The 20,148-nt window shown below is 48.9% G+C and carries 21 protein-coding genes and 1 tRNA gene; 8 read left to right on the forward strand and 14 right to left on the reverse strand.

Annotation, left to right across the window (positions count from 1 at the left end; all coding sequences use genetic code 11):
- The first annotated feature begins 246 nt into the window (after nucleotides 1-246).
- The 5 genes from Undi14_RS08195 (at nucleotide 247) to Undi14_RS08215 (ending at nucleotide 3,419) form a co-directional block, all read left to right on the forward strand.
- Nucleotides 247-915, forward strand: coding sequence for a hypothetical protein (locus Undi14_RS08195; RefSeq protein ID WP_200179393.1), 669 nt, complete (start codon nucleotides 247-249; stop codon nucleotides 913-915).
- 366 nt (nucleotides 916-1,281) lie between these two features.
- Nucleotides 1,282-1,593: a DUF5076 domain-containing protein gene (locus tag Undi14_RS08200; RefSeq protein ID WP_200179396.1), complete on the forward strand. Its 312-nt coding sequence runs from the start codon at nucleotides 1,282-1,284 to the stop codon at nucleotides 1,591-1,593.
- A 134-nt stretch (nucleotides 1,594-1,727) separates the two neighbouring features.
- On the forward strand, nucleotides 1,728-2,231 hold the full coding sequence (locus Undi14_RS08205; protein ID WP_200179398.1) for a nuclear transport factor 2 family protein: 504 nt from the start codon (nucleotides 1,728-1,730) through the stop codon (nucleotides 2,229-2,231).
- 274 nt (nucleotides 2,232-2,505) lie between these two features.
- Nucleotides 2,506-2,817, forward strand: coding sequence for a Grx4 family monothiol glutaredoxin (gene grxD / locus Undi14_RS08210; protein ID WP_186884528.1), 312 nt, complete (start codon nucleotides 2,506-2,508; stop codon nucleotides 2,815-2,817).
- 8 nt (nucleotides 2,818-2,825) lie between these two features.
- Nucleotides 2,826-3,419 carry a UbiX family flavin prenyltransferase gene (locus Undi14_RS08215; protein WP_200179400.1) on the forward strand — a complete coding sequence of 198 codons (594 nt, stop codon included), beginning with the start codon at nucleotides 2,826-2,828 and terminating at the stop codon, nucleotides 3,417-3,419.
- A gap of 68 nt (nucleotides 3,420-3,487) precedes the next feature.
- Here the strand turns inward: Undi14_RS08215 and Undi14_RS08220 are convergent, their stop codons facing one another.
- From Undi14_RS08220 to petA, 9 genes are all read right to left on the reverse strand, one after another.
- Nucleotides 3,488-5,914 carry an EAL domain-containing protein gene (locus tag Undi14_RS08220; protein ID WP_200179403.1) on the reverse strand — a complete coding sequence of 809 codons (2,427 nt, stop codon included), beginning with the start codon at nucleotides 5,912-5,914 and terminating at the stop codon, nucleotides 3,488-3,490.
- Nucleotides 5,904-7,718: a PAS domain S-box protein gene (locus tag Undi14_RS08225; RefSeq protein ID WP_200179405.1), complete on the reverse strand. Its 1,815-nt coding sequence runs from the start codon at nucleotides 7,716-7,718 to the stop codon at nucleotides 5,904-5,906. Before Undi14_RS08225 ends, Undi14_RS08220 begins: the two co-directional genes overlap by 11 nt.
- A gap of 217 nt (nucleotides 7,719-7,935) precedes the next feature.
- On the reverse strand, nucleotides 7,936-10,122 hold the full coding sequence (locus Undi14_RS08230) for a S9 family peptidase (RefSeq protein ID WP_200179407.1): 2,187 nt from the start codon (nucleotides 10,120-10,122) through the stop codon (nucleotides 7,936-7,938).
- 219 nt (nucleotides 10,123-10,341) lie between these two features.
- Nucleotides 10,342-10,417, reverse strand: a tRNA-Thr gene (locus Undi14_RS08235).
- A 58-nt stretch (nucleotides 10,418-10,475) separates the two neighbouring features.
- Entirely contained in the window at nucleotides 10,476-10,985 is a 510-nt protein-coding gene (locus Undi14_RS08240) for a ClpXP protease specificity-enhancing factor (protein WP_186897763.1), read from the reverse strand.
- Nucleotides 10,986-11,108: 123 nt separating this feature from the next.
- Nucleotides 11,109-11,720, reverse strand: coding sequence for a glutathione S-transferase N-terminal domain-containing protein (locus Undi14_RS08245; protein ID WP_186884523.1), 612 nt, complete (start codon nucleotides 11,718-11,720; stop codon nucleotides 11,109-11,111).
- A 157-nt stretch (nucleotides 11,721-11,877) separates the two neighbouring features.
- Nucleotides 11,878-12,642: a cytochrome c1 gene (locus tag Undi14_RS08250; RefSeq protein ID WP_200179409.1), complete on the reverse strand. Its 765-nt coding sequence runs from the start codon at nucleotides 12,640-12,642 to the stop codon at nucleotides 11,878-11,880.
- A 25-nt stretch (nucleotides 12,643-12,667) separates the two neighbouring features.
- A complete protein-coding gene (locus tag Undi14_RS08255; protein ID WP_186884617.1) occupies nucleotides 12,668-14,080 on the reverse strand; it encodes a cytochrome bc complex cytochrome b subunit in 1,413 nt (470 codons plus the stop codon).
- Nucleotides 14,080-14,694, reverse strand: coding sequence for a ubiquinol-cytochrome c reductase iron-sulfur subunit (gene petA / locus Undi14_RS08260; protein WP_200179411.1), 615 nt, complete (start codon nucleotides 14,692-14,694; stop codon nucleotides 14,080-14,082). Before petA ends, Undi14_RS08255 begins: the two co-directional genes overlap by 1 nt.
- 322 nt (nucleotides 14,695-15,016) lie before the next feature.
- Here petA and mscL point away from each other — a divergent pair, with 322 nt between their 5' ends.
- A complete protein-coding gene (mscL, locus tag Undi14_RS08265) occupies nucleotides 15,017-15,436 on the forward strand; it encodes a large conductance mechanosensitive channel protein MscL (protein ID WP_304941613.1) in 420 nt (139 codons plus the stop codon).
- A gap of 54 nt (nucleotides 15,437-15,490) precedes the next feature.
- Here mscL and Undi14_RS08270 read toward each other — a convergent pair whose 3' ends face one another.
- Nucleotides 15,491-16,243, reverse strand: coding sequence for a Nif3-like dinuclear metal center hexameric protein (locus tag Undi14_RS08270; protein ID WP_370589930.1), 753 nt, complete (start codon nucleotides 16,241-16,243; stop codon nucleotides 15,491-15,493).
- Nucleotides 16,244-16,268: 25 nt separating this feature from the next.
- Between Undi14_RS08270 and Undi14_RS08275 the strand changes: the two genes are divergently transcribed.
- Nucleotides 16,269-17,435, forward strand: a complete 1,167-nt coding sequence (locus tag Undi14_RS08275; protein WP_200179413.1) for a Do family serine endopeptidase — start codon at nucleotides 16,269-16,271, stop codon at nucleotides 17,433-17,435.
- Nucleotides 17,436-17,443: 8 nt separating this feature from the next.
- Nucleotides 17,444-18,112, forward strand: a complete 669-nt coding sequence (locus Undi14_RS08280) for a DUF2461 domain-containing protein (protein WP_200179414.1) — start codon at nucleotides 17,444-17,446, stop codon at nucleotides 18,110-18,112.
- A 30-nt stretch (nucleotides 18,113-18,142) separates the two neighbouring features.
- On the opposite strand, the gene tatC is transcribed toward Undi14_RS08280, so the two are convergent.
- Genes tatC through Undi14_RS08300 form a run of 4 tightly spaced genes read right to left on the reverse strand, consistent with a single transcriptional unit; the run spans nucleotide 18,143 to nucleotide 20,104 of the window.
- Entirely contained in the window at nucleotides 18,143-18,904 is a 762-nt protein-coding gene (gene tatC, locus Undi14_RS08285) for a twin-arginine translocase subunit TatC (protein WP_186884518.1), read from the reverse strand.
- Between the two features lie 45 nt (nucleotides 18,905-18,949).
- A complete protein-coding gene (gene tatB / locus Undi14_RS08290; protein WP_200179415.1) occupies nucleotides 18,950-19,441 on the reverse strand; it encodes a Sec-independent protein translocase protein TatB in 492 nt (163 codons plus the stop codon).
- A 33-nt stretch (nucleotides 19,442-19,474) separates the two neighbouring features.
- Nucleotides 19,475-19,696, reverse strand: a complete 222-nt coding sequence (tatA, locus tag Undi14_RS08295; RefSeq protein WP_186884516.1) for a Sec-independent protein translocase subunit TatA — start codon at nucleotides 19,694-19,696, stop codon at nucleotides 19,475-19,477.
- Nucleotides 19,697-19,732: 36 nt separating this feature from the next.
- On the reverse strand, nucleotides 19,733-20,104 hold the full coding sequence (locus Undi14_RS08300; protein ID WP_186884515.1) for a histidine triad nucleotide-binding protein: 372 nt from the start codon (nucleotides 20,102-20,104) through the stop codon (nucleotides 19,733-19,735).
- Between the last annotated feature and the right edge of the window lie 44 nt (nucleotides 20,105-20,148).

The raw sequence follows: 20,148 nt of genomic DNA on the forward strand, positions 1-20,148 counted from the left end.
ATCTTGGTTGCTCAAACTGATAACACAAGCGTTCCCACATCTGATCCAATCAACGCGGTTTTGGGGATGTAGATGAACTGATGTTGCTTTCCATTCTGCTAAGTGGGTTTTATGGTCGATAAGAACAAATAAAACAAGGCTAAATACGCCTTTCAAGGCATTTGAAGAAAATTGTCATTTTTAACATTTCGAGTTAAGCTTGACTCCTGACTAGTTAAATTGCGTTATGTGAAAATGAGGGGAAGCATGAAGCTTAAAGATTTATCGAAACGAATTCAGCAACTGATAGATCAGTCATCGGCTGTGTTGGACACTCAAAAAGCAAATGCATATATGGGAACTTCAGTTGATTCTGGTGCTCTAGCGGGTTTAAGGGCAGCATCTTTATCATTTATTGCAATGGTATATGGTCGCAGTCATTCTCATTACTCTGAATTCGATTCTGCTACTGACAAAAATTTTGTATCAAATGCAAGCAAAGGCCACTCCATTTTATTATCTATACAAAATGAAATTGAAGGCGGTTGGGTATTTTCGGTAAAGCAGTTAATTACAGCTGAAATATTTTCAGATTTTCTTGAAATGGCCCAGCATCTTTTAGAGCAAGGCTATAAAGATCCTGCAGCAGTAATGATTGGAAGCGTATTAGAAGAAAATTTACGCCAATTATGCAAAGCGAATAGCATTGATACAGAGTTGGAGAAAGATGGAAACTTTATCGCTAAAAAAGCTGACAGATTAAACTCTGATTTGGCTACAGCTGAGGTTTATAACAAACTTGATCAAAAAGCAGTAACTATGTGGCTTGATTTGCGAAATAAGGCTGCTCATGGACAATATGAAGCATATAGCAAAGATCAAGTTGATCTGATGTGTCGAGGCGTAACTGAATTTCTTGCTAGAGTGAATATGTAAAAATCACATAACAAGTCGTTGCGCCATCGCTTCGGCACGTCGTGTCTCCGCCGGAATCGGCGTTATATTTTGTAGCAAGGGTGCGTTTCACGCACCTTTTTTTGCAAGCACTCCTGAATATGCCTTTAGCGTGTTCATACATTAATTGAACAAGAAGGCCTTTAGATACCAATGACCAAAGGCGAACAGCTAATCACATGAATATTCTCACGCTTTGTTATTAGTTTTTACACCCGACGCAGTTGGTGAAATGTACCCTGCGTTTGCTTTACGCCCAACGGGGAATTGCCAATAATGTCTGCATTTTTTTGAATTGATTTGTGACGTTAATTTCCGCACTTCTCCTTTATCCTACACAATACGATTATGCATACACTTCCTCTGCCTGATGCCGTTCTGCGCGATGATAATTCTGTTCACATGCTGGGTGCGTGGATTGCTGAAGAGGGTCTTCACTGCGCACTGAACTATGGCTTCTTTGAAGAAAATGGCCATGACGAAGCGGAGGCCTGGGGTGTCATGCTTGCCGATGTCATTCGCCATATTGCTAACGCGCGCAAAAGTGAAACTGGCGAAGCGACGGCATCCACAATTGCGACCATCGTGGCATCGCTGCAAGCGGAGTTAGCAGACCCCAGCTCGGATGTGGAGGGGGAATTTGTGAGTAAGCCGCACTAAGGCCGAACTCTGTCTTGATGTTTCTGATTTTCTGACGAATGGCGTGTGACGTGCGGTAATTACGGCTCGTCCCATGCGCCAGTTTCGCCCGCCGCGGCAGACATTACAACCCCGATATCTGGATGAACACCTAAGTGCGAAAAGTATTACTCCTTGTTCTGATTATTGTTGGCGGCTGGTGGTATTTTATCGGCGGGCGAAAGCTGTCGGACGAACATGTCAACGGTTTTTACCGCGATCTTGAAATCGCGACGCTGCAGCGTCAGCCTGACGCGATATGTGCGCTGCTGGCGCCGGATTTTCACTCCACCGGCAGCGTCAGCACAGCTGGAAACAGGCAAACGGTAAACCAAAACAAGCAGCAGGCCTGCGACGCCTATCGTGACTTGTATGCGACCTGGGAAAAGCTCGGCGAGAAGATGGGCGGCTTGCTGCAACTGGATTCTCAATACACGATACACAGCATCTCGCTGTCGCCGGACGGCAAAACTGCGACGGTGGATGTCAGCAGTTCGCTGGACGTTGCCGGAACGCTCATGCATATCCGCTCGCGCAGCACGGATACGCTGGTTCGTCGCAACGGAAAGGTGCTGTTACTGCACAGTTCAGGCCTTGGTTCTGTCGGCGCGGGGTCGTAGCACCTGATAAAACGCGCCCCGCTCCGTCGGTATTGCGCGAGCCGGATTGGAAATTCTTGAGTTAGGTCAATCCTGGTTAAAATCATATACTCCCCCCATATTTTTACAAAACTATGCTGGCCTCCTTATATTCATTGGGTATTAAACATATACTCTGGGGGAGTATATTTATTCCCCGAGTACAAAACAGCGCCTGTAGTCACGCTGTTGGTGCGCGGGAGCACTACCGGAGTTTCCTTTATAATGGCGGCACATTATTAACCAAGGAAAAGCCATGAGCGACGTTCAAAGCTGGATCAAAGAAACCGTTACCCAAAACCCTGTCGTGTTGTTCATGAAAGGGACTGCCCAATTCCCGCAATGCGGATTTTCCGGTCGTGCGGTGCAGGTATTGAAAGCCTGCGGCGTACAGAATCTGGTGACAGTCAATGTGCTGGAAGACCCAGAAGTGCGTCAGGGCATCAAAGATTTTTCTAACTGGCCAACCGTACCGCAGTTGTACATCAAAGGCGAATTCATCGGCGGCTCTGACATCATGAATGAGATGTTTGAAAACGGCGAACTGCAAACCTTGTTGAAAGACTGAGCACAGTCATGACGAGCACCGGCGCACCACCGAAACAACGCCTGATCATCGCCATCACCGGCGCGACCGGCTCAGTGTATGGCGTGCGCTTGCTGCAAGTATTACAGGCAAACCCGGATGTCGAAACGCATCTGCTGATTTCTGAAGCCGGGGTCTTGAATCTGCATCAGGAACTCGATATGAAGCGTAAGGATGTCGAGGCCTTCGCTGATGTCGTGCATCATGTGCGTGATGTCGGCGCCAGCATCGCCAGCGGTTCGTTTCAATCTGACGGTATGGTGATTGCACCGTGTTCGATGAAAACGCTGGCCTCGGTGGCACATGGCATGTCAGATAATCTGATCACGCGCGCTGCCGATGTGGTGCTGAAAGAACGCCGCCGTCTGATATTAATGGTGCGGGAAACCCCATTCAATCTCGCGCATCTGCGCAACATGACCGCCGTCACCGAAATGGGCGGCATCATCTTCCCCCCTCTCCCCGGTTTCTACCACCGCCCGCAATCGATACAGGAAATGGTCGACCACACGGTCGGTCGCGTACTCGATATGCTCGCCCTGCCACACGAGCTGACACCGCGCTGGGCTGGGCTGAAAAGCTGAAAGTAATCTCTCGGTTGTTGATAAAAGTTGCAAAACCGTTGGAATACTGAATCGGTAAATTTTATTAGCTACTGGCCTGCCGCATTATTTCGTGAAAGCAGAATCGCGTCTGTATAGCGACCTGCAGGCTGAGGTCTGCCATAGAGATATCCCTGCACCACGGGGCAACCGAGTGTGTGTAAGGCTGCGGCCTGTTGCTGGGTTTCTACGCCTTCTGCAGTCACATCCAGTTCCAGGCTGGTTGCCATATTCATCATGGCAGCGACAAGGCCGTAATCACGAGCGTTGTCGGGTAAAGCGATGACGAAGGAACGGTCGATTTTGATACGGGACACCGCCAAGTGCTTGAGCAAAGCGAGTGAGGAATAACCGGTGCCGAAATCATCAATTGCAACACTGGCGCCGAGCGCCCGCACGGCGCTGACAATACGACGGCTACGTTGAAAATCCTGCAAAGTGGATTCGGTGATTTCGATTTCCAACTGGTGCGCGGGCAGATTGTAGCGTTTCAATGCGGCATCCAGTATGGATACAAATTCCTCTTGCAGAAATTGTTTAGGTGAGACATTCACAGCCATCACCAATGCGGTTCCGCTGGCTTCGGTCCAGAGACTGAGCTGACGCAAGGCTGCATCTAAGACCCAAGTTCCTATACTTTCGATCAAGCCACATTCTTCTGCAATCCGGATGAACTGATCCGGCATTACCAATCCGGAAATGGGATGGTTCCAGCGCACTAAAGCTTCAAAACCCAGCAGCGCACCGTCAGACAAACGGATCACCGGCTGATAATACACTTCCAGTTCTTGCTGCTCTATCGCCTGGTGCAAATCCTGCTCAAGACTCAACCGGGTACGCACGGTTTCTGTCATGTCACTGGAGTATTCGCAAATCCGTCCTTTGCCCTGGCGTTTAGCCTCATACATTGCACTATCTGCCGCACTGAGTATTTCACTTAAGCCGCAGCCATCATGTGGGAAGGTGGCGATGCCGATGCTGGCACCTATCCTGAACTGCTGTTCATCAATCTTGACAGGCACCGCCAGTGCATGAAGTATCTTCTCAGCGACCAGTCTGCCGTCACCGTGCTGAGTCAGGTGCGGTACGATTACCACGAATTCATCGCCACCCAGTCGGATGGCTTCGTCATAGCGCCGGATCTGCCCGGAAATGCGTCGTGCCGCCTCTTGCAACAGCCGATCGCCAATGTGGTGCCCCATCGAATCGTTGATCGCTTTAAATCCATCGAGGTCGATAAAAATAATAGCGACATTGCCACCACTTACCTGGCTCAAAGACATTTCCTGCGCCAACCGCTGATCAAGCAGATAGCGATTTCCCATACCTGTCAGAGGATCATGGAAAGCCAGATGTTCCAGTCGCTGCTCCGCTTCACGGATAAAGCTGATATCAGAAATAGAGACGACAATCTGCTCTGTCTCGCCCTCGTCATTCCTGACAACACATACATGCTGCAGGATGGAGATCAACGTGCCATCGTGGCGCTTACAACGCGCTTCTCCTGTCCAAAAACCGGCCTCACTGGCGGCGATCACCGAATACAAGGGGTCACTTTCGCGTCGGATCAGGAGAAAATCATCCGGACGTACGCCGATGATTTCTGTCTCCTGAAATCCGGTCATCTGAAAAAAAGCTGGATTGGCATTCACGATCTGACCGTTGGCATCGACAATCAGCATGCCTTCGACTGCCGTACTGAATACAACGCTGGCCTGACGCAGATGTTCTTCCATCGACTTACGCAAGCTGACATCGCGCACAGCACCAATCAAGACCTGTTCGCCACGCAGATTACAAATCAGTTTGCCGTAAATTTCTATCCATGCCACCTCTTTTCCAGAACGACGGATGCGAAAGGTATCACTGAAAAAACCGGTCTGCTGAAACAAGGCGCTGACCCTATTCCTGTCGTGGTCCGTCACCTGATTCAGCAACTCATCAAGTGTGTTCTGGAACGGACGCAAACCTCCACAGACAATTTGATAAAAACGTTCGTCCCCATCCAGTTTTCCGCACTGATGTGATAACTCCCAGGTACCCAGTTGTGCAGCATCGAGTGCCATCGCCAGGCGCTCTTCAGATGTGGCCAGCATGACTTCGGTATCGTGGCGTGCACGTGCCACTTGTATCACTGCCAGCAACTCCTTAGATTCAAACGGTTTCATCACATAGCCAAACGGCTTAGTATTGGCTGCACGAGTGACGGTCAGATCATCTGCATACGCAGTCAGAAATATCACCGGCAATTTCCAGCGCTGATAAATCGCCTCGCAAGCATCAATTCCATCCGTATCACCATCGATGTGAATATCCATCAGAACCAGGCTGGGCTGATCCTGATGCACTGCGGCTATAGCTTCACTAAAACTGGTGGCAATCGATACAACCTGGTGCCCCATTTCCATCAGCGTTTGCTGCAGATCCAATGCAACTACCGGTTCATCCTCGACAATCAGAATACGTTCAGCTTGCATATTGTCCCTCTTGGATTCCGCCAGGAACAATGATAGTAACGCATGTTCCTGATTGGTCTGTATCCGTAATCAGTTCACCGTGAAATTGGTGTACAAACATCGGAATGAGCTGACTACCGAGGCCATAACTGGCTTTCCATTGGAATCCGGCAGGCAGGCCACAGCCGTCGTCTTTAACCTGTATCTGAATACTGCGATTCAACAGCGCAACCCGAATAATAATGAGTCCGGAGGATCTGTCTGTAAATGCGTGCTTTACTGCATTCATAATTAATTCGTTCACAGCAAGACCACAAGGAATCATTCTCTGTACATCCAGACTGACGCCCTGGGAATCATCCTCCAACCTGAGCTGTATGCCCTTCTTATCTATGCCATACATCGACACCGATAAGCTGGTCAGATTTTTTAAAAAATCAGACAAGACTACTTCGGACATATCACTGGATTCGTACAACAACTGATGAACCAGTGCCATCGCCTTAATTCTGCCCTGACTTTCAGACAAGGCGTCGGCCACTTCTTTGGTCGCCTTACGTGCCTGCAGATTGAGCAGACTCGATACGATCTGCAAATTATTTTTTACCCGGTGGTGTACCTCGTGCAGCAAAGCTGTTTTTTCTTCCACCGCGTGTTCCAGCATCTGCATTTGCTGCTTTTGCTGGGAAATATCCCGCGCCAGCTTACATGCGCCTATCACTTTCCCAAGACGATCCCTGAGAGGTGAAATCGTCACAGAGACGTGCACAATGCGCCCGGAACGATGTATGCGTTCCGTTTCAAATGGTGCGATCTGCTCACCCGCCGCTATACGTCTGATGAGTTGCTTTTCCTCGCTTATTTTTTCTTGAGGAAACAAAATCGTAATAGACTTCCCTATTATTTCCTCACTGGTATAGCCTAACAATCGCTCTGCAGCAGGATTCCAACTGGTAACAATACTCGTCAGCGACTTGGTGATGATCGCATCATCAGATGATTCAATAACTGAGCGCCATCTTTCTTCCGATTGATGTAACGCCGCGTCACTCTGATGTCGTTTCGTGATGTCCATGCCAGACGGAATCAGATGCGTGATCTCGCCGCGCGCGTTCCTGAGTGGTGCCAGCATAAAATCTATCCACATCAGCTCGCCAGCCAGCATACGGACAGGTACGTCGAAACGCGATGTTTTCCCCTCAAGACAATCTGCTATAGCACTTTTCAGTTGCTGTTGTATCTCTGTGGAATAAGACCACCAATAGCAATCCCAGAATTTTTTTCCAATTACATCTGCTGACGTGATTCCCGCCGCGTCCAGCGGAGCACGGTTAGCATTTATCAGCGTACCATCCAGATCTAGTACCGCTACAAATGCGAATAAATTATCCAACACACGCAATAAGCGCTGCTGAGTCTCGTTATATATCTGATGTTGAAACTGATCGATAGTCGAATCCTGAATAACAGCGACGACATGACTGACCTGCTGCTGATTCGATATGACTGGGTAGTAAGACGCCAGACGATAAAGATAACTGCCATCTGAGCGCGGAATAGACCCACGGATTTCCTGATTAATCAGCGGACGTCCATTGCTGATCACAAATTGCAATTTAGGCTCAATCACATCGGCGGCATGTGGCAAAAACTCACGCAAATGCTTACCAATCTGCTCATCAACCGTCAGGTGATTGAGCTCAGCGTGCCGGGAATTAATGTATCTCAGATATAAATTTCTATCGAGAACCGCAATACCTAATGGCATCACTTCCATTAGCAAAGGAAATATCTGATGTATCTCTTGCTCGGTAAGACTGTGCACAGTAGCTCCCGGGAGAATGCATTATTGCTAAGATAATATACCTGAAAATACCAGACCTTCAATCGCTTTATTCAGCCAGAAATACCGCCTCCGCCTTATAAAACAACAAATAGACAATAACCAGAATGCGCAAGCCCAGGCATCAATAGATAAGATGTCTGGGGGAAATAAAAAAGGATGCCAAAGCATCCTTTTTTATTAAAGACAACAGAAAAAATTATAGATTGCTCTTTAAGAAATTCCATTTTGCCTTTTGCAAAGACCAGATCGTCCAGTCACCGCGCGGGCCGTGACCTGCGCCCGGATACAGTTGCAGGCTGTAATCCTTGCCGCCTTTGATCAGCTCGTCGATCAGCATCACGGTATTTTGCGGATGCACATTGTCATCCATCGTGCCGTGCATGATCAGGATCTCGCCATGCAAATCTTTCGCCGCTTTCAGCACACTGCCCTGATCGTAACCGCTTGCATTTTCTTGCGGCAAGCCCATGTAACGCTCGGTGTACACGCTGTCATACAAACGCCAGTCGGTGACCGGCGCGCCGACAAAACCGATCTTCCAAGCTTTGCTGTGCGTCATCGCATACGAGGTGAAATAGCCACCGAAACTCCAGCCGTTCAGCGCAATTCTGTCCATGTCTGCCCAGCCTTGCTGACGCAACCATGCGAGGCCATCAAGCTGATCCTGCAATTCGAGCTGCCCCAGTTTTTTATGAATAGGCCAGGCGCTTGCCACGCCTTTATTACTTGCGCTGCGATTATCCAGCACCCACACGATATAGCCTTGCTGCGCGAGGAAGTGATGGTACAAATCATTCGACCAGCGGTCATTCACCTGCGGTGCCATCGGCCCGGCATACAGGTGCTGATATACCGGATATTTTTTTGCAGGATCGAAATCCGGCGGCAGGTACAACAGGCTTTCCAGTAAAAATCCATCGCGTGCGCGGATCTGCTGCTGGCTGACTTTGGCCAGACGCAGAGTACGCATTTTCTCTGGCATGCCAACGTCGTCGATCAGTCTGAGCTGTTTTCCTTCGTCGTTAAACAAGGCCTGTTTCGGCGTTTGTTTGAGGCTGCTCCAGCTATCAAGAAAGTGGGTAAACGTTTTGTTCCAGCGAACCGAGTGAGTACCGGATTCTTCAGTCAGGCGCTGCAAGCCTTCACCATTCAGATTCACGCTGTAGACATCGTTACCGATAGGGTTGCGCTGATTCGCGGCAAACAATATCCGCTGCCGCGCTTCATCCACACCAAACACGCTGCGCACATCCCAGTCACCGCTGGTGATCACTTTTTGCAGCTGATAATGCTGATCGTAGCGATACAAATGACGATGCCCGCTGCGATCCGATTCCCAGATAAAACCGCCGTCTTTCAGAAACACCGGAAATGGCAGACGCTCAGTCCATGCCGGGCTGGTCTCACGCACGATCACTTTGCTCTGCTGTAATTGCGCATCATACAAACGCAGATCGAGCCAGGTCTGCACTCTATCCTGCCAACCGGCCAGCAGCTTGCCGTCCGGCGTCCAGCCGACTTGCACGATCAGGGTTTCTTTTTCGGGATAAGGATTGACTGTCCAACTCAGTTTGCCGTCTTTATCAACGATGCCTAATCTGACTGTGGGATTCGGGTCGCCCGCTTTCGGATAGCGTGTCAGATTAGTTTTCAAAGGCTGCGCATGATCACCGCTGAGGGTGTAGACCGGCACTTTGCTTTCATCGAAATTCAGGAAGGCGAGTTTCTGTGAATCCGGCGCCCACCAGAATGCCCGCAATTTGCCGCGACCGTATATTTCTTCCATATAGACCCAGTCGAGACGACCATTCAGATTCGTCTCGCTGCCACCGGTCGTCAGACGTTTCTCTGTCGCGCTGGCGATGTCGGTCAGATACAGGTCATTCCCTTTCAGGTACGCGACCGATTTCGCGTCCGGCGAGAGTATCGCCTCGTCTTCGACCTGATCCGGCGTATGCGTCAGTTCGCGCGCGCGGGCATTTTGCAGATCGAGCAGCCACAAATCATTTTTGTAGGTGAACAAATACGACTTCACTTCAGGTTGCACCTGCTGCCCCAGTTTTTCCGCCAGAGTCAGGGCCGCTTTATCGTCAATGCCCGCGGATTTAAGATAGCGCAGAATATTCCCATCAACCGTCAGCGCCTGCTTTTCCCAGGTATCGGTATTCACAACCGAAAGCTTGACGACACCGTCTTTCACTTCCGACTCGATCAGACGATTTTGCTGGTCCCACGACAAACGGGTCAGCGGGCGGGTATCGAATTTCTCTTTCTTCAGCGGGTGATACAGCATCTCCAGACTCAGCTTGCCATCGTCAGCATTCGCCATCACTGCGCTGGCGGCGAGAAATAAACACAAGCCACTGTTGATTATTTTTTTCATGAAACTCCTCTGTGTATTTTTATTCCGTGCCGCCAACACTGACTCATCAGCACGCGCTTGCGCAGTATGACCATGCAGAGCTGTGCACAGTTCACTGTTGCAGTTGAAAGACTGGAAATTAATAAGGATAAAACCGATGGAAATCAGAACCACACCGGGGATAGAAAATACGTCGGAAAAGAAAAAACCCACCGTTATTGCTAACGATGGGTTTTTAATTGGTGCCGGCTGCCGGAATCGAACTGGCTACCTGATGATTACAAGTCAACTGCTCTACCAAGTGAGCTAAGCCGGCGAAAATCTTATCGTGTTTGCTTCGTTGCCGTTGCATTCCCGAAGACCAAGATTATAGGCTACTTTATTATTTTTAGCGAGGGCTTTTCTGATTTTTTTTCTGATTTTTTTTGTTCAGTGGATAAATCCGCTTTTTCTTCGCTCTCCGGTTTGGAACTGACTGCGGCCAAACCTAATTTTCTTGGCGGCGCTTCATTTTCAAGTATTTCTTTTTCCTCTGCGGATCGCACTGTTTCCTGCGTTTCTTCCAGCTCGGCAAAATCCAGCTCAAACGCCATTCCCTGACCATTCTCGCTTGCATAAATTGCCATCACATTCGCGACAGGAACGTAAATCTCGCGGGAAACGCCGCCGAATCTGGCTTTGAATGTCACGGCTTCGTTATCCATTTTCAGGCCACTGGTCGCGCCAAAACTGATGTTCAGTACGATTTCGCCATTCCGGACAAATTCCATAGGCACCCGCGCACCGCCCTGCACTTTCACCGCCATATAAGGTGTATAGCCATTATCAGTACACCATTCGTAAATGGCACGCATGAAATAAGGTTTCGTCGATGTTTCTTGCATGATGCTTACTCAACAGATCAAAGTTTAAGAATAGATGGGACCGATAAAAACAACAAGGCTGACTTGATGGAATAAGTCAGCCTTGTGAAATACCGTTGATACAGAAGACGTATCACTCAGAGCTTAGCGACGCATCACTTTCTCGGAAGGTGTCAACGCTTCAATGTAGGCTGGGCGGGAGAAAATGCGCTCAGCATATTTCATGATAGGTGCAGCGGTTTTCGACAATTCGATACCGTAGTGATCCAAGCGCCACAACAAAGGTGCAATCGCTACGTCGAGCATGGAAAACTCATCGCCCAGCATGTATTTATTTTTGATAAATAAAGGTGCCAGTTGCGTCAGGCGATCACGAATTTCAGCGCGTGCTTTGTCCTGAATTTTGGCGGAACTGCTGCTCTTGTCATTTTCCAACGTGTGAACGTGAACGAACAATTCTTTTTCAAAGTTAAACAGCATCAGACGTGCTCGTGCGCGTTGCAGCGGGTCTGCCGGCATCAGTTGCGGATGCGGGAAGCGTTCATCGATATATTCGTTGATGATATTGGATTCATACAGAATCAATTCGCGCTCAACCAGAATCGGTACCTGACCATAAGGATTCATGGTCGAAATATCTTCCGGTTTATTAAACAGATCAACATCACGGATTTCAAAATCCATGCCTTTTTCAAACAGCACTAAACGGCAACGTTGAGAAAATGGGCAGGTTGTACCCGAATAGAGAACCATCATTTTTATAGTTCCTTAGAAACAATCAGGGCGAGGAGCCAATTTTGCGCGCCTCACCCCAAGGATTACTCGTCCGTTTACGACGGATAGAAACGGACGATCTTAGAAATTCCTGCCTTACGATTTAATGAATCGCAGACGCAAAACAGGAAACAATACCTTATTTTACTTCTTTCCAGTAAGAAGCATTCAAACGCCATGCAAGTGTTGCCAGCAATGCCATGAAAATCAGCACAACAACACCAAGACGTTTGCGCGTATTTTGCGCTGGTTCACCCATCCATTGCAAGTAGGCCACCAGATCGCCAACCTGATTATCGTAAGCAGCCTGATCAAGCGAGCCATCGGTTACTTTTTCAAATCCAACAAATTTGTGTACGGTTTTAGAAGCATCATGCGGATCTTTTTCTTCCACAAATTTAGCATCGCGAACACCTTGCAGCTCCCACAATACATGTGGCATACCCACGTTCGGGAAGACCATGTTATTCCAGCCTGTAGGACGGGAATCATCTTTGTAGTAGGTGCGCAGATAGGTGTACAGCCAGTCGGCACCAGAACCTGCTTCTGAAGCACGGGCACGGGCAATCACGGATAAATCCGGAGGCACGGCACCAAACCAGGTTTTAGCATCCTTGGCAGACATCGTATTTTTCATCAGATCGCCGACTTTCTCGCCAGTAAACAGCAAGTTTTGTTTGATCTGATCATCCGTCAAACCAATATCTTTCAGACGGTTATAACGCATAGCCGAGGCCGAGTGGCAGTTCAGGCAGTAATTGACGAACAGCTTCGCGCCATTCTGTAATGCCGCCATATCTGTAGAACGGTCAGGAGCACGATCCAGAGGGAATGTTGCGCCACTAGCCATCGCTAATGCAGGAACAAACGCCAGGATAGCGATTATCTTTTTAAGTAATTTCATGCTTATTCTTCCTCGCTTAGTTCGCTCAGTGTGCCGAAAATGTAACGCGCTTCGGCACTGGCTTAAATGTACCCATTGCACTCCACCAAGGCATCAGCAGGAAGAAGCCGAAATAGATCACGGCGCAAACCTGGGAAACACGTTCGCCGGTTGGGGATGGTGGCTGTACCCCGAGATAACCGAGGACAACAAACGCAATACCAAACACGATATAGACATACTTATGCCAGTGAGGACGGTAGCGTATGGATTTCACAGGAGACAGGTCGAGCCAAGGCAGGAAACCCAGAATCACAACGGAGCCGCCAAACAACACAACACCCCAGAATTTCGCATCCAGACCAAATGGCAGCATGCCGATAATTGCCAGCAATGCGACACCGGCAATCGCCATTTTGACGATTTGCGGTAACTTGGTTGTCAACCAGATCAAAGCGACGTAAGCAGCAACACCAGCCTGAACCACGTACAAGAATTCAGATGTTGTCGCACGCAAGATCGAATAGAAAGGCGTGAAGTACCAGGTCGGCGCAATATGCAACGGCGTTTTCAGAGAATCAGCTGGAATGAAGTTGTTATATTCGAGGAAATAACCGCCCATTTCAGGAGCAAAGAACACCACTGCGCTAAAGATCGTCAGGAACACTGTCACGCCGAAAATATCGTGGAAAGTGTAATAAGGATGTGACGGAACACCATCAACAGGGTGACCATCAGGGCCAAGATTTTCTTTGATCTCAATGCCATCAGGATTGTTAGAGCCCACTTCATGCAAAGCAATCAGATGTGCAGCGACCAAGCCCAGCAACACCAGAGGAATCGCGATCACGTGGAAAGAGAAGAAACGATTCAATGTCGCATCTGACACCACATAGTCACCACGGATCCACAGGGAAAGATCAGGGCCGATGAAAGGAATCGCACCAAACAGATTCACAATAACCTGAGCACCCCAGTAAGACATTTGTCCCCATGGCAGCAGGTAACCGAAGAAAGCTTCCGCCATCAGACACAGGAAAATCGCAAAGCCGAACAGCCAGATCAGCTCACGTGGCTTACGATATGAGCCATACAGGAAAGCACGGGTCATGTGCAGATAAACAATGATGAAGAATGCAGAAGCGCCAGTCGAGTGCATGTAGCGCACCAACCAACCCCACGGCACATCACGCATGATGTATTCAACGGAAGCAAACGCCAGATTCGCATCTGGTTTGTAGTGCATCACCAAGAAAATACCGGTCACGATCTGGATCACCAGCACCAGCATCGCCAGTGAGCCGAAGATGTACCAGAAATTGAAATTCTTAGGCGCGTAGTATTTGCCCCACTGGTCATTCCATAATTTCGTTAACGGAAAGCGCGAATCGACCCAGTTCAAGGCTTTATCCACGACAGGAGCGTCCGCCGGGAGTTTTTTCTCAACAAATGCCATGATTAAGCCTCGCCTTTCTCATCTTTACCGATGACAATTTTGGTATCTGACAGAAACATGTGACGCGGTACATCCAGATTTTGAGGAGCCGGTTTATTTTTATAAACACGACCAGCCAGATCGAAAGTGGAACCGTGACATGGACACAAAAAGCCGCCTTGCCAGTCATCCGGCAACGAAGGTTGTGCGCCAGGCTGGAATTTGGAACTCGGAGAGCAACCCAGATGCGAGCAGATACCAACGGTAATTAACAGTTCAGGATGTTCTTTGCGTGAGCGGCTTTGTTTGTCGCAGTACTCAGGCATATCCATCGTGTAAGGCTTTTTGGAGGTAGGATCCGCAACCTTATCTTCCGTTTTTGCCAGACTCGCCAACATTTCCGGAGTACGTTTCAGAATCCAGACGGGCTTACCGCGCCACTCGACTGTTGTCATCTCACCCGGTTTCAAAGCTGAAATATCAACTTCCACCGGAGCACCAGCTGCTTTGGCTCGCTCAGATGGCTGGAAAGTGCTCACCAGTGCTCCTGCTGTTGCCAAACCTGCCACACCACCCGCCGCGCAAGTGGCGACGAGCAAACCGCGACGGCCAGAATCGACCTGCTTTTCGTTACTCATACCAACCCCAATCTGTCAAAAATCAAAACCCGATGAAGCTCAATCCAACTTCTAGCAACATTAAATTATAAAGTAGCTGGATATGCTTTTAAAGCAAAAGATACCCGAAACACCCATTTCAGGCCTTTTTTTCAACAACTTACACACTTTTTGATTTACTTCAGATCTTTTCCTGCATTTTGTGACTAAAGCAAAAAATTTATGAAAAGATAATTGACAAAGCATCCTGATTATTCAGGCTACTTTCGGCCTTAAAATACAATCTAACTATCTTGGCAGCGTTTGCCAATATATTAATCGATATATTTACGGAGAAAAAATAATGAGCATGATGCAGGAATTTAAAGCTTTCGCAAGCAAGGGCAACGTGGTTGATCTGGCGGTAGGTGTCATTGTCGGTGGTGCTTTCGGCAAAATCGTTGACTCTCTGGTGGGAGATGTTGTCATGCCTATCATCGGGCGTATCTTCGGCGGTCTGGATTTTTCCAACTATTATCTGCCGCTGAATGGACAAGGAACCACATTGACGCTGATCGAGGCGAAAAAAGCCGGCGGCGTACTCGCTTACGGCAGTTTCATTACAGTTGCGGTCAACTTCCTGATTCTGGCCTTTATCATTTTTCAGATGGTGCGTCTGTTTAATAAAATGAAAAAGGCAGAACCTGCCCCCGCCCCAGCACCAGTTGTAACGCCGGAAGATGTGTTGTTGCTCAGAGAAATTCGCGACTCACTGAAAAAATAACAATAACGCAACTTCAAAGGGATTGCCTGACGACGCCGGCAATCCCAACGGATATCAAACCGGATTATCAATATCTACAAATAAGTGTTCGATTCCGAACTTTTCTGCAAGCAACCCGCCCAACGCCTGAATACCATAACGTTCGGTCGCGTGATGACCACATGCCAGGTAGGCAACACCTGACTCCCTCGCCAAATGTACCGTGGGCTCCGAAATCTCACCACTCAGATAGACGTTTGCTCCTGCTGTGATCGCCGCGTCTAACATTCCTTGCGCGGCGCCGGTACACCATGCAATTTTGCCCAGAGGCGCCTCCGGCTCACCGATCAACAATGGCTGCCGTCCGAGGCAAGCTTCAATATGCAAGGCAAATTGTCCTACCGTCACGATCTCCGGCATAACTGAATGACCGATCCAACCAAGGTCATCGTCACCAAATCTTCCCTCTGCCTGCAAACCGAGTTCATGCGCCAGACGTGCGTTATTTCCTATCAGCGGATGCATGTCCAGCGGTAAATGATAGGCAAATAAAGAGATGTCATGTTGCAGCAAAAGTTTTAAGCGTTTATGTTTCTGCCCGATGACGCGCGTATCCTCGCCGCGCCAGAAATAGCCATGATGTACCAGTACAGCGTCAGCCTGCAGGCTGACAGCTTTATTCAGCAGCGCCAGACTTGCCGTAACACCGGTAACAATGTGCTTAATTTCATTTCGTCCTTCCACCTGTACGCCATTTGGGCAATAATCACGAACACGGGCAAGCTGCAATTCTGTCTCTAGAAATTGGGCAAGTTCATCCCTACTTATTGAATTTACTTTCATCATTTACCTTATGCGACGTCTTTGGTTATTGTTTGCCCAGACTGTAACAGTTGGTCTGGCGATTTGGTTTATTGTAACCACCTTAAAACCAGGCTGGGTAAATCAGCCGTTCAACGCAGCGCAGGGCGGCCCGATGGGGTCGGCACTCAGCCTGAAAGAAGCACCGGCAAACAGTGTCGGTGCGCAAAGCTCTTATCGCGGCGCGGCACAGAAAGCCATGCCTTCGGTGGTTAACATCTACACCTCGAAAGAAATCCAACGTGCGCGCAATCCATTATTAAATGATCCGTTTCTGCGTCGTTTTTTTGGCGAGCAATCAAATCAGAGAACTGAGCGACAATCCAGCCTGGGCTCGGGCGTTATTGTCAGTGCTGAAGGCTATATTCTGACTAATAACCACGTAGTCGAATCGGCGGATGAAATTGATGTTGCCCTTGCCGACGGACGCACTGCTGCGGCAAAAGTCGTCGGTACCGATCCGGAAACCGATCTGGCAGTCATCAAAATTAATCTGCCGAATATTCCTGCCATCACACTCGGACAACCCGACGACACCAAGGTCGGCGACGTTGTGCTGGCGATCGGTAATCCTTTCGGTGTCGGACAAACGGTGACGATGGGTATTATTTCTGCACTGGGGCGCAATAATCTGACCGACAACGCATTCCAGAATTTCATACAAACCGACGCAGCGATTAATCCGGGTAATTCCGGTGGCGCACTGGTTGATATCAATGGCAACCTGCTTGGAATCAATACAGCGATCTACTCTCAGAGTGGCGGCTCGGTCGGCATTGGCTTTGCCACCCCGGTCTCGACTGTCAAAGCGGTCATGGAACAAATTATCAGCCAGGGACAAGTGGTACGCGGCTGGATTGGTGTTGAGCCGCAAGACATTACGCCAGAGCTGGCAGAAAGCTTTGGACTCAAACAGAAATCGGGGGCAATTATTGCCGGGGTGATACGCGGTGGGCCGGCAGACAAAGCGGGAATGAAGCCGGGTGATATTCTGGTCTCCATTGCAGGAAAGCCGGTCAGAGATACAACCGAAATGCTGAATCTGGTTGCACAACTCAAGCCAGGGAATACCGCAAAAATTACCGTGGTGAGAAATAAACAGGAACCCACTTTAGAAGTCACCGTCGGCAAACGTCCACCAAGCCGACGCGAAGAATAGGCTGATATATGCACCTGATTGATCTGCAAGCTTTTTTATCTGAGTTATCTGAAAACAATAATCGTGCGTGGTTCGTCATGAACAAGCCGCGTTACGATATTTTGCGCGCTGAGTTTTTACAGATGGTGACGGAACTCATACTAGGCATACAGAAATTCGACCCCGCAATCGCCGGTTGCGAACCGAAGAAGGCCCTGTTCCGGATTAATCGCGACGTCCGTTTTGCCAAAGATAAATCGCCATACAAAACAACGTTCTCGTCATCCATTTTACCGAGCGGACGCAAAAAACCCAGCGAAGGCGGCGGGCCAGCTTATTATTTTCAAATGGATGCTACAGGCAGATTATTTTTTGCCGTGGGCGAATATATGCCGCCATCTGACAGGTTGCGGGCAATCCGTCAGCACATCGTTGATGACGCAGCAGGATTTGAAAAAGTGCTGAAAGATAAAAAACTCAAACAGGCTTTCGGGGCACTGCAAGAAGAAGGGAAACTGAGTCGTCCACCGAAAGGGTTTGATGCGGAACTGAAACACATCGAGTACATCAAACTCAAAAATTTCATGGTGTGGACAGAGTGTCCGCTCAAAGGCATGGACAGTGACGAGGTTAAGCGTACCTTGTTACAAGGCTTCCAAAGTGCATTGCCATTGGTTCAATGGCTGCGCGCCGCATAATTCTACGGGACACGTTCTGTCCCGCAGCATCTACTCGGCCGTGTCAGGTGACTGCGTTACGCGAACAAATAGTGGTGCAATGAGCAAACCAAGCTCATACAAAAACCACATTGGCAACGCCAGTGAAAACTGACTGACAATGTCCGGTGGCGTCACAATAGCCGCAATCACAAACGCCCCAACCACGACATAAGGTCGTATCGCTTTAAGTTTCTCAACTGTCACCAGGCCCATGCGCACCAAAACAACGACGACGACGGGCACTTCGAAGGTCACGCCAAACGCAAGGCACATCGACATAATAAAATCTAAATAATTTTCTATATCCGGTGCGATGCTGATCGACGCTGGCGAAAATTCGTTGATGAATTTAAATACCCGGCCAAACACCAGGAAATAACAAAACGCGACGCCGCCCAGAAACAGCAGAGATGAGGAAATGACCAGTGGAGCAACCAGTCGCTTTTCATGGGTGTACAAGCCTGGCGCGACAAAGGCCCAGACCTGATACAGTATCCACGGTAATGCCAGCATAAATGCCAGCAACAAGGTCACCTTCATCGGCACCAGAAATGGCGATATCACGCCCGTCGCGATCATTTTCGATCCGGCGGGCAACGATGCCAGCATGGGCCGGGCGAGAAAATCATAAATGGCTGCCGGCCCCGGCCACAGCATCAACACAATACATGCAGCGGCGAGACCGTAGACCGCCTTCACCAGACGGTCACGTAACTCAACAAGATGAGAAATGAAGGTTTCCTCAGCGCCGTGTTCAATCTTATCGCTCATGCGAATACCACCCAAAATAAAGAGCGCAGGGACATAAAAGAGGAATCAAAAAAAACTGACAGGTGGACGGGCTTTTGCCCTGTGTCTTGCCATCCGCGCGGAGCCAGACACGATATGACTGCGCTGGCCATGACGGCTTTTGTACCAGCCAGGAACTGCTGACGTTTTTGCCAGACGCTTGCGGCGGAAATCTTTCGCTTTCTCGCTCACTTGAGCATGGGTAACGGTGAATGGCGTCTGCAAATCATCTTGAGCATCGCGTTCAATCGAACGCAGCTCGTTTTCTGCTTCCTGCAGTGAGGCGCTGACAGATTGCTCTACATTCTGAGCTGCTTCCTTCACATCTTTCTGCATTTTGCGCAACTCTTCGAGTTCAATTTCTTTACTGACTTCTGCTTTCACGTCACTGATGTAACGCTGGGCACGCCCAAGCAAAGTGCCCGCCATGCGGGCAACTTTCGGTAATTTTTCCGGACCGATGACGATCAAGGCAACGACACCGATCAATGCCAGCTTGCTGATACCAAGATCAATCATGGCCGCATCCCACAGAAGTCAGCAATACTTGCTTCACTGTTTCGATTTTTCTTTGGCGTCAACATCAATCGTGCTTTTATCTGCAACCTGCTGAGTCGCAGTAGATGATTTTTCTTCTTCACCTTTAACGCCGTCTTTGAATCCTTTGACAGCCTTACCAAGATCAGCACCAACGTTACCAAGTTTTTTGGTGCCGAAAACTAATATAACCACGACTAAAACGATTAGCCAGTGCCAGATACTGAATGAACCCATGTTTGACTCCCAGGAGAGCAATGCTCTCTAAAAAAATTAGCGTTGTCCGCGCCAAGGCTGCGGACCACCGATCAGATGCGTGTGCAGATGATACACTTCCTGCCCGCCATCCGGCCCTGTGTTAATCAGGGTTTTATAACCGCCCGATAAACTTCCATCTGCCATCACCGTTGGTGCACAACCATGCTCAGTCGCAAGCTTAGGCACCAGCGCCAGCATTTTTCCCAGCAATTCCGTATGCTCTGACTGTGCGGAAGACAAGGTATCTATGTGCTTTTTTGGAATAATCAATAAGTGCACCGGTGCAGCAGGATGAATATCCTTAAACGCCAGTAAGCTCTCATCTTCATACACTATCGTTGAGGGAATTTGCTTGGCAACAATTTTACAGAAGATACAATTATCCACGTTTATCCGATCAAATTAAACAAGGGAAATAATTCTCAGAACCA

The organism is Undibacterium sp. 14-3-2 (genome assembly GCF_016595265.1).
GTDB lineage: Bacteria > Pseudomonadota > Gammaproteobacteria > Burkholderiales > Burkholderiaceae_D > Undibacterium > Undibacterium aquatile.

Bases quoted from the DNA above. Each gene is read 5' to 3' on its own strand.
- mscL (WP_304941613.1), top strand. From the start codon at position 15,017: ATGAGCATGATGCAGGAATTTAAAGCTTTCGCAAGCAAGGGCAACGTG.
- tatB (WP_200179415.1), bottom strand. From the start codon at position 19,441: ATGATTGATCTTGGTATCAGCAAGCTGGCATTGATCGGTGTCGTTGCC.
- Undi14_RS08195 (WP_200179393.1), top strand. From the start codon at position 247: ATGAAGCTTAAAGATTTATCGAAACGAATTCAGCAACTGATAGATCAG.
- Undi14_RS08250 (WP_200179409.1), bottom strand. From the start codon at position 12,642: ATGAAATTACTTAAAAAGATAATCGCTATCCTGGCGTTTGTTCCTGCA.
- Undi14_RS08240 (WP_186897763.1), bottom strand. From the start codon at position 10,985: ATGCAAGAAACATCGACGAAACCTTATTTCATGCGTGCCATTTACGAA.
- tatA (WP_186884516.1), bottom strand. From the start codon at position 19,696: ATGGGTTCATTCAGTATCTGGCACTGGCTAATCGTTTTAGTCGTGGTT.
- petA (WP_200179411.1), bottom strand. From the start codon at position 14,694: ATGAGTAACGAAAAGCAGGTCGATTCTGGCCGTCGCGGTTTGCTCGTC.
- Undi14_RS08220 (WP_200179403.1), bottom strand. From the start codon at position 5,914: ATGCAAGCTGAACGTATTCTGATTGTCGAGGATGAACCGGTAGTTGCA.
- Undi14_RS08215 (WP_200179400.1), top strand. From the start codon at position 2,826: ATGACGAGCACCGGCGCACCACCGAAACAACGCCTGATCATCGCCATC.
- Undi14_RS08200 (WP_200179396.1), top strand. From the start codon at position 1,282: ATGCATACACTTCCTCTGCCTGATGCCGTTCTGCGCGATGATAATTCT.
- Undi14_RS08245 (WP_186884523.1), bottom strand. From the start codon at position 11,720: ATGATGGTTCTCTATTCGGGTACAACCTGCCCATTTTCTCAACGTTGC.
- tatC (WP_186884518.1), bottom strand. From the start codon at position 18,904: ATGAGCGATAAGATTGAACACGGCGCTGAGGAAACCTTCATTTCTCAT.
- grxD (WP_186884528.1), top strand. From the start codon at position 2,506: ATGAGCGACGTTCAAAGCTGGATCAAAGAAACCGTTACCCAAAACCCT.
- Undi14_RS08275 (WP_200179413.1), top strand. From the start codon at position 16,269: ATGCGACGTCTTTGGTTATTGTTTGCCCAGACTGTAACAGTTGGTCTG.
- Undi14_RS08280 (WP_200179414.1), top strand. From the start codon at position 17,444: ATGCACCTGATTGATCTGCAAGCTTTTTTATCTGAGTTATCTGAAAAC.
- Undi14_RS08230 (WP_200179407.1), bottom strand. From the start codon at position 10,122: ATGAAAAAAATAATCAACAGTGGCTTGTGTTTATTTCTCGCCGCCAGC.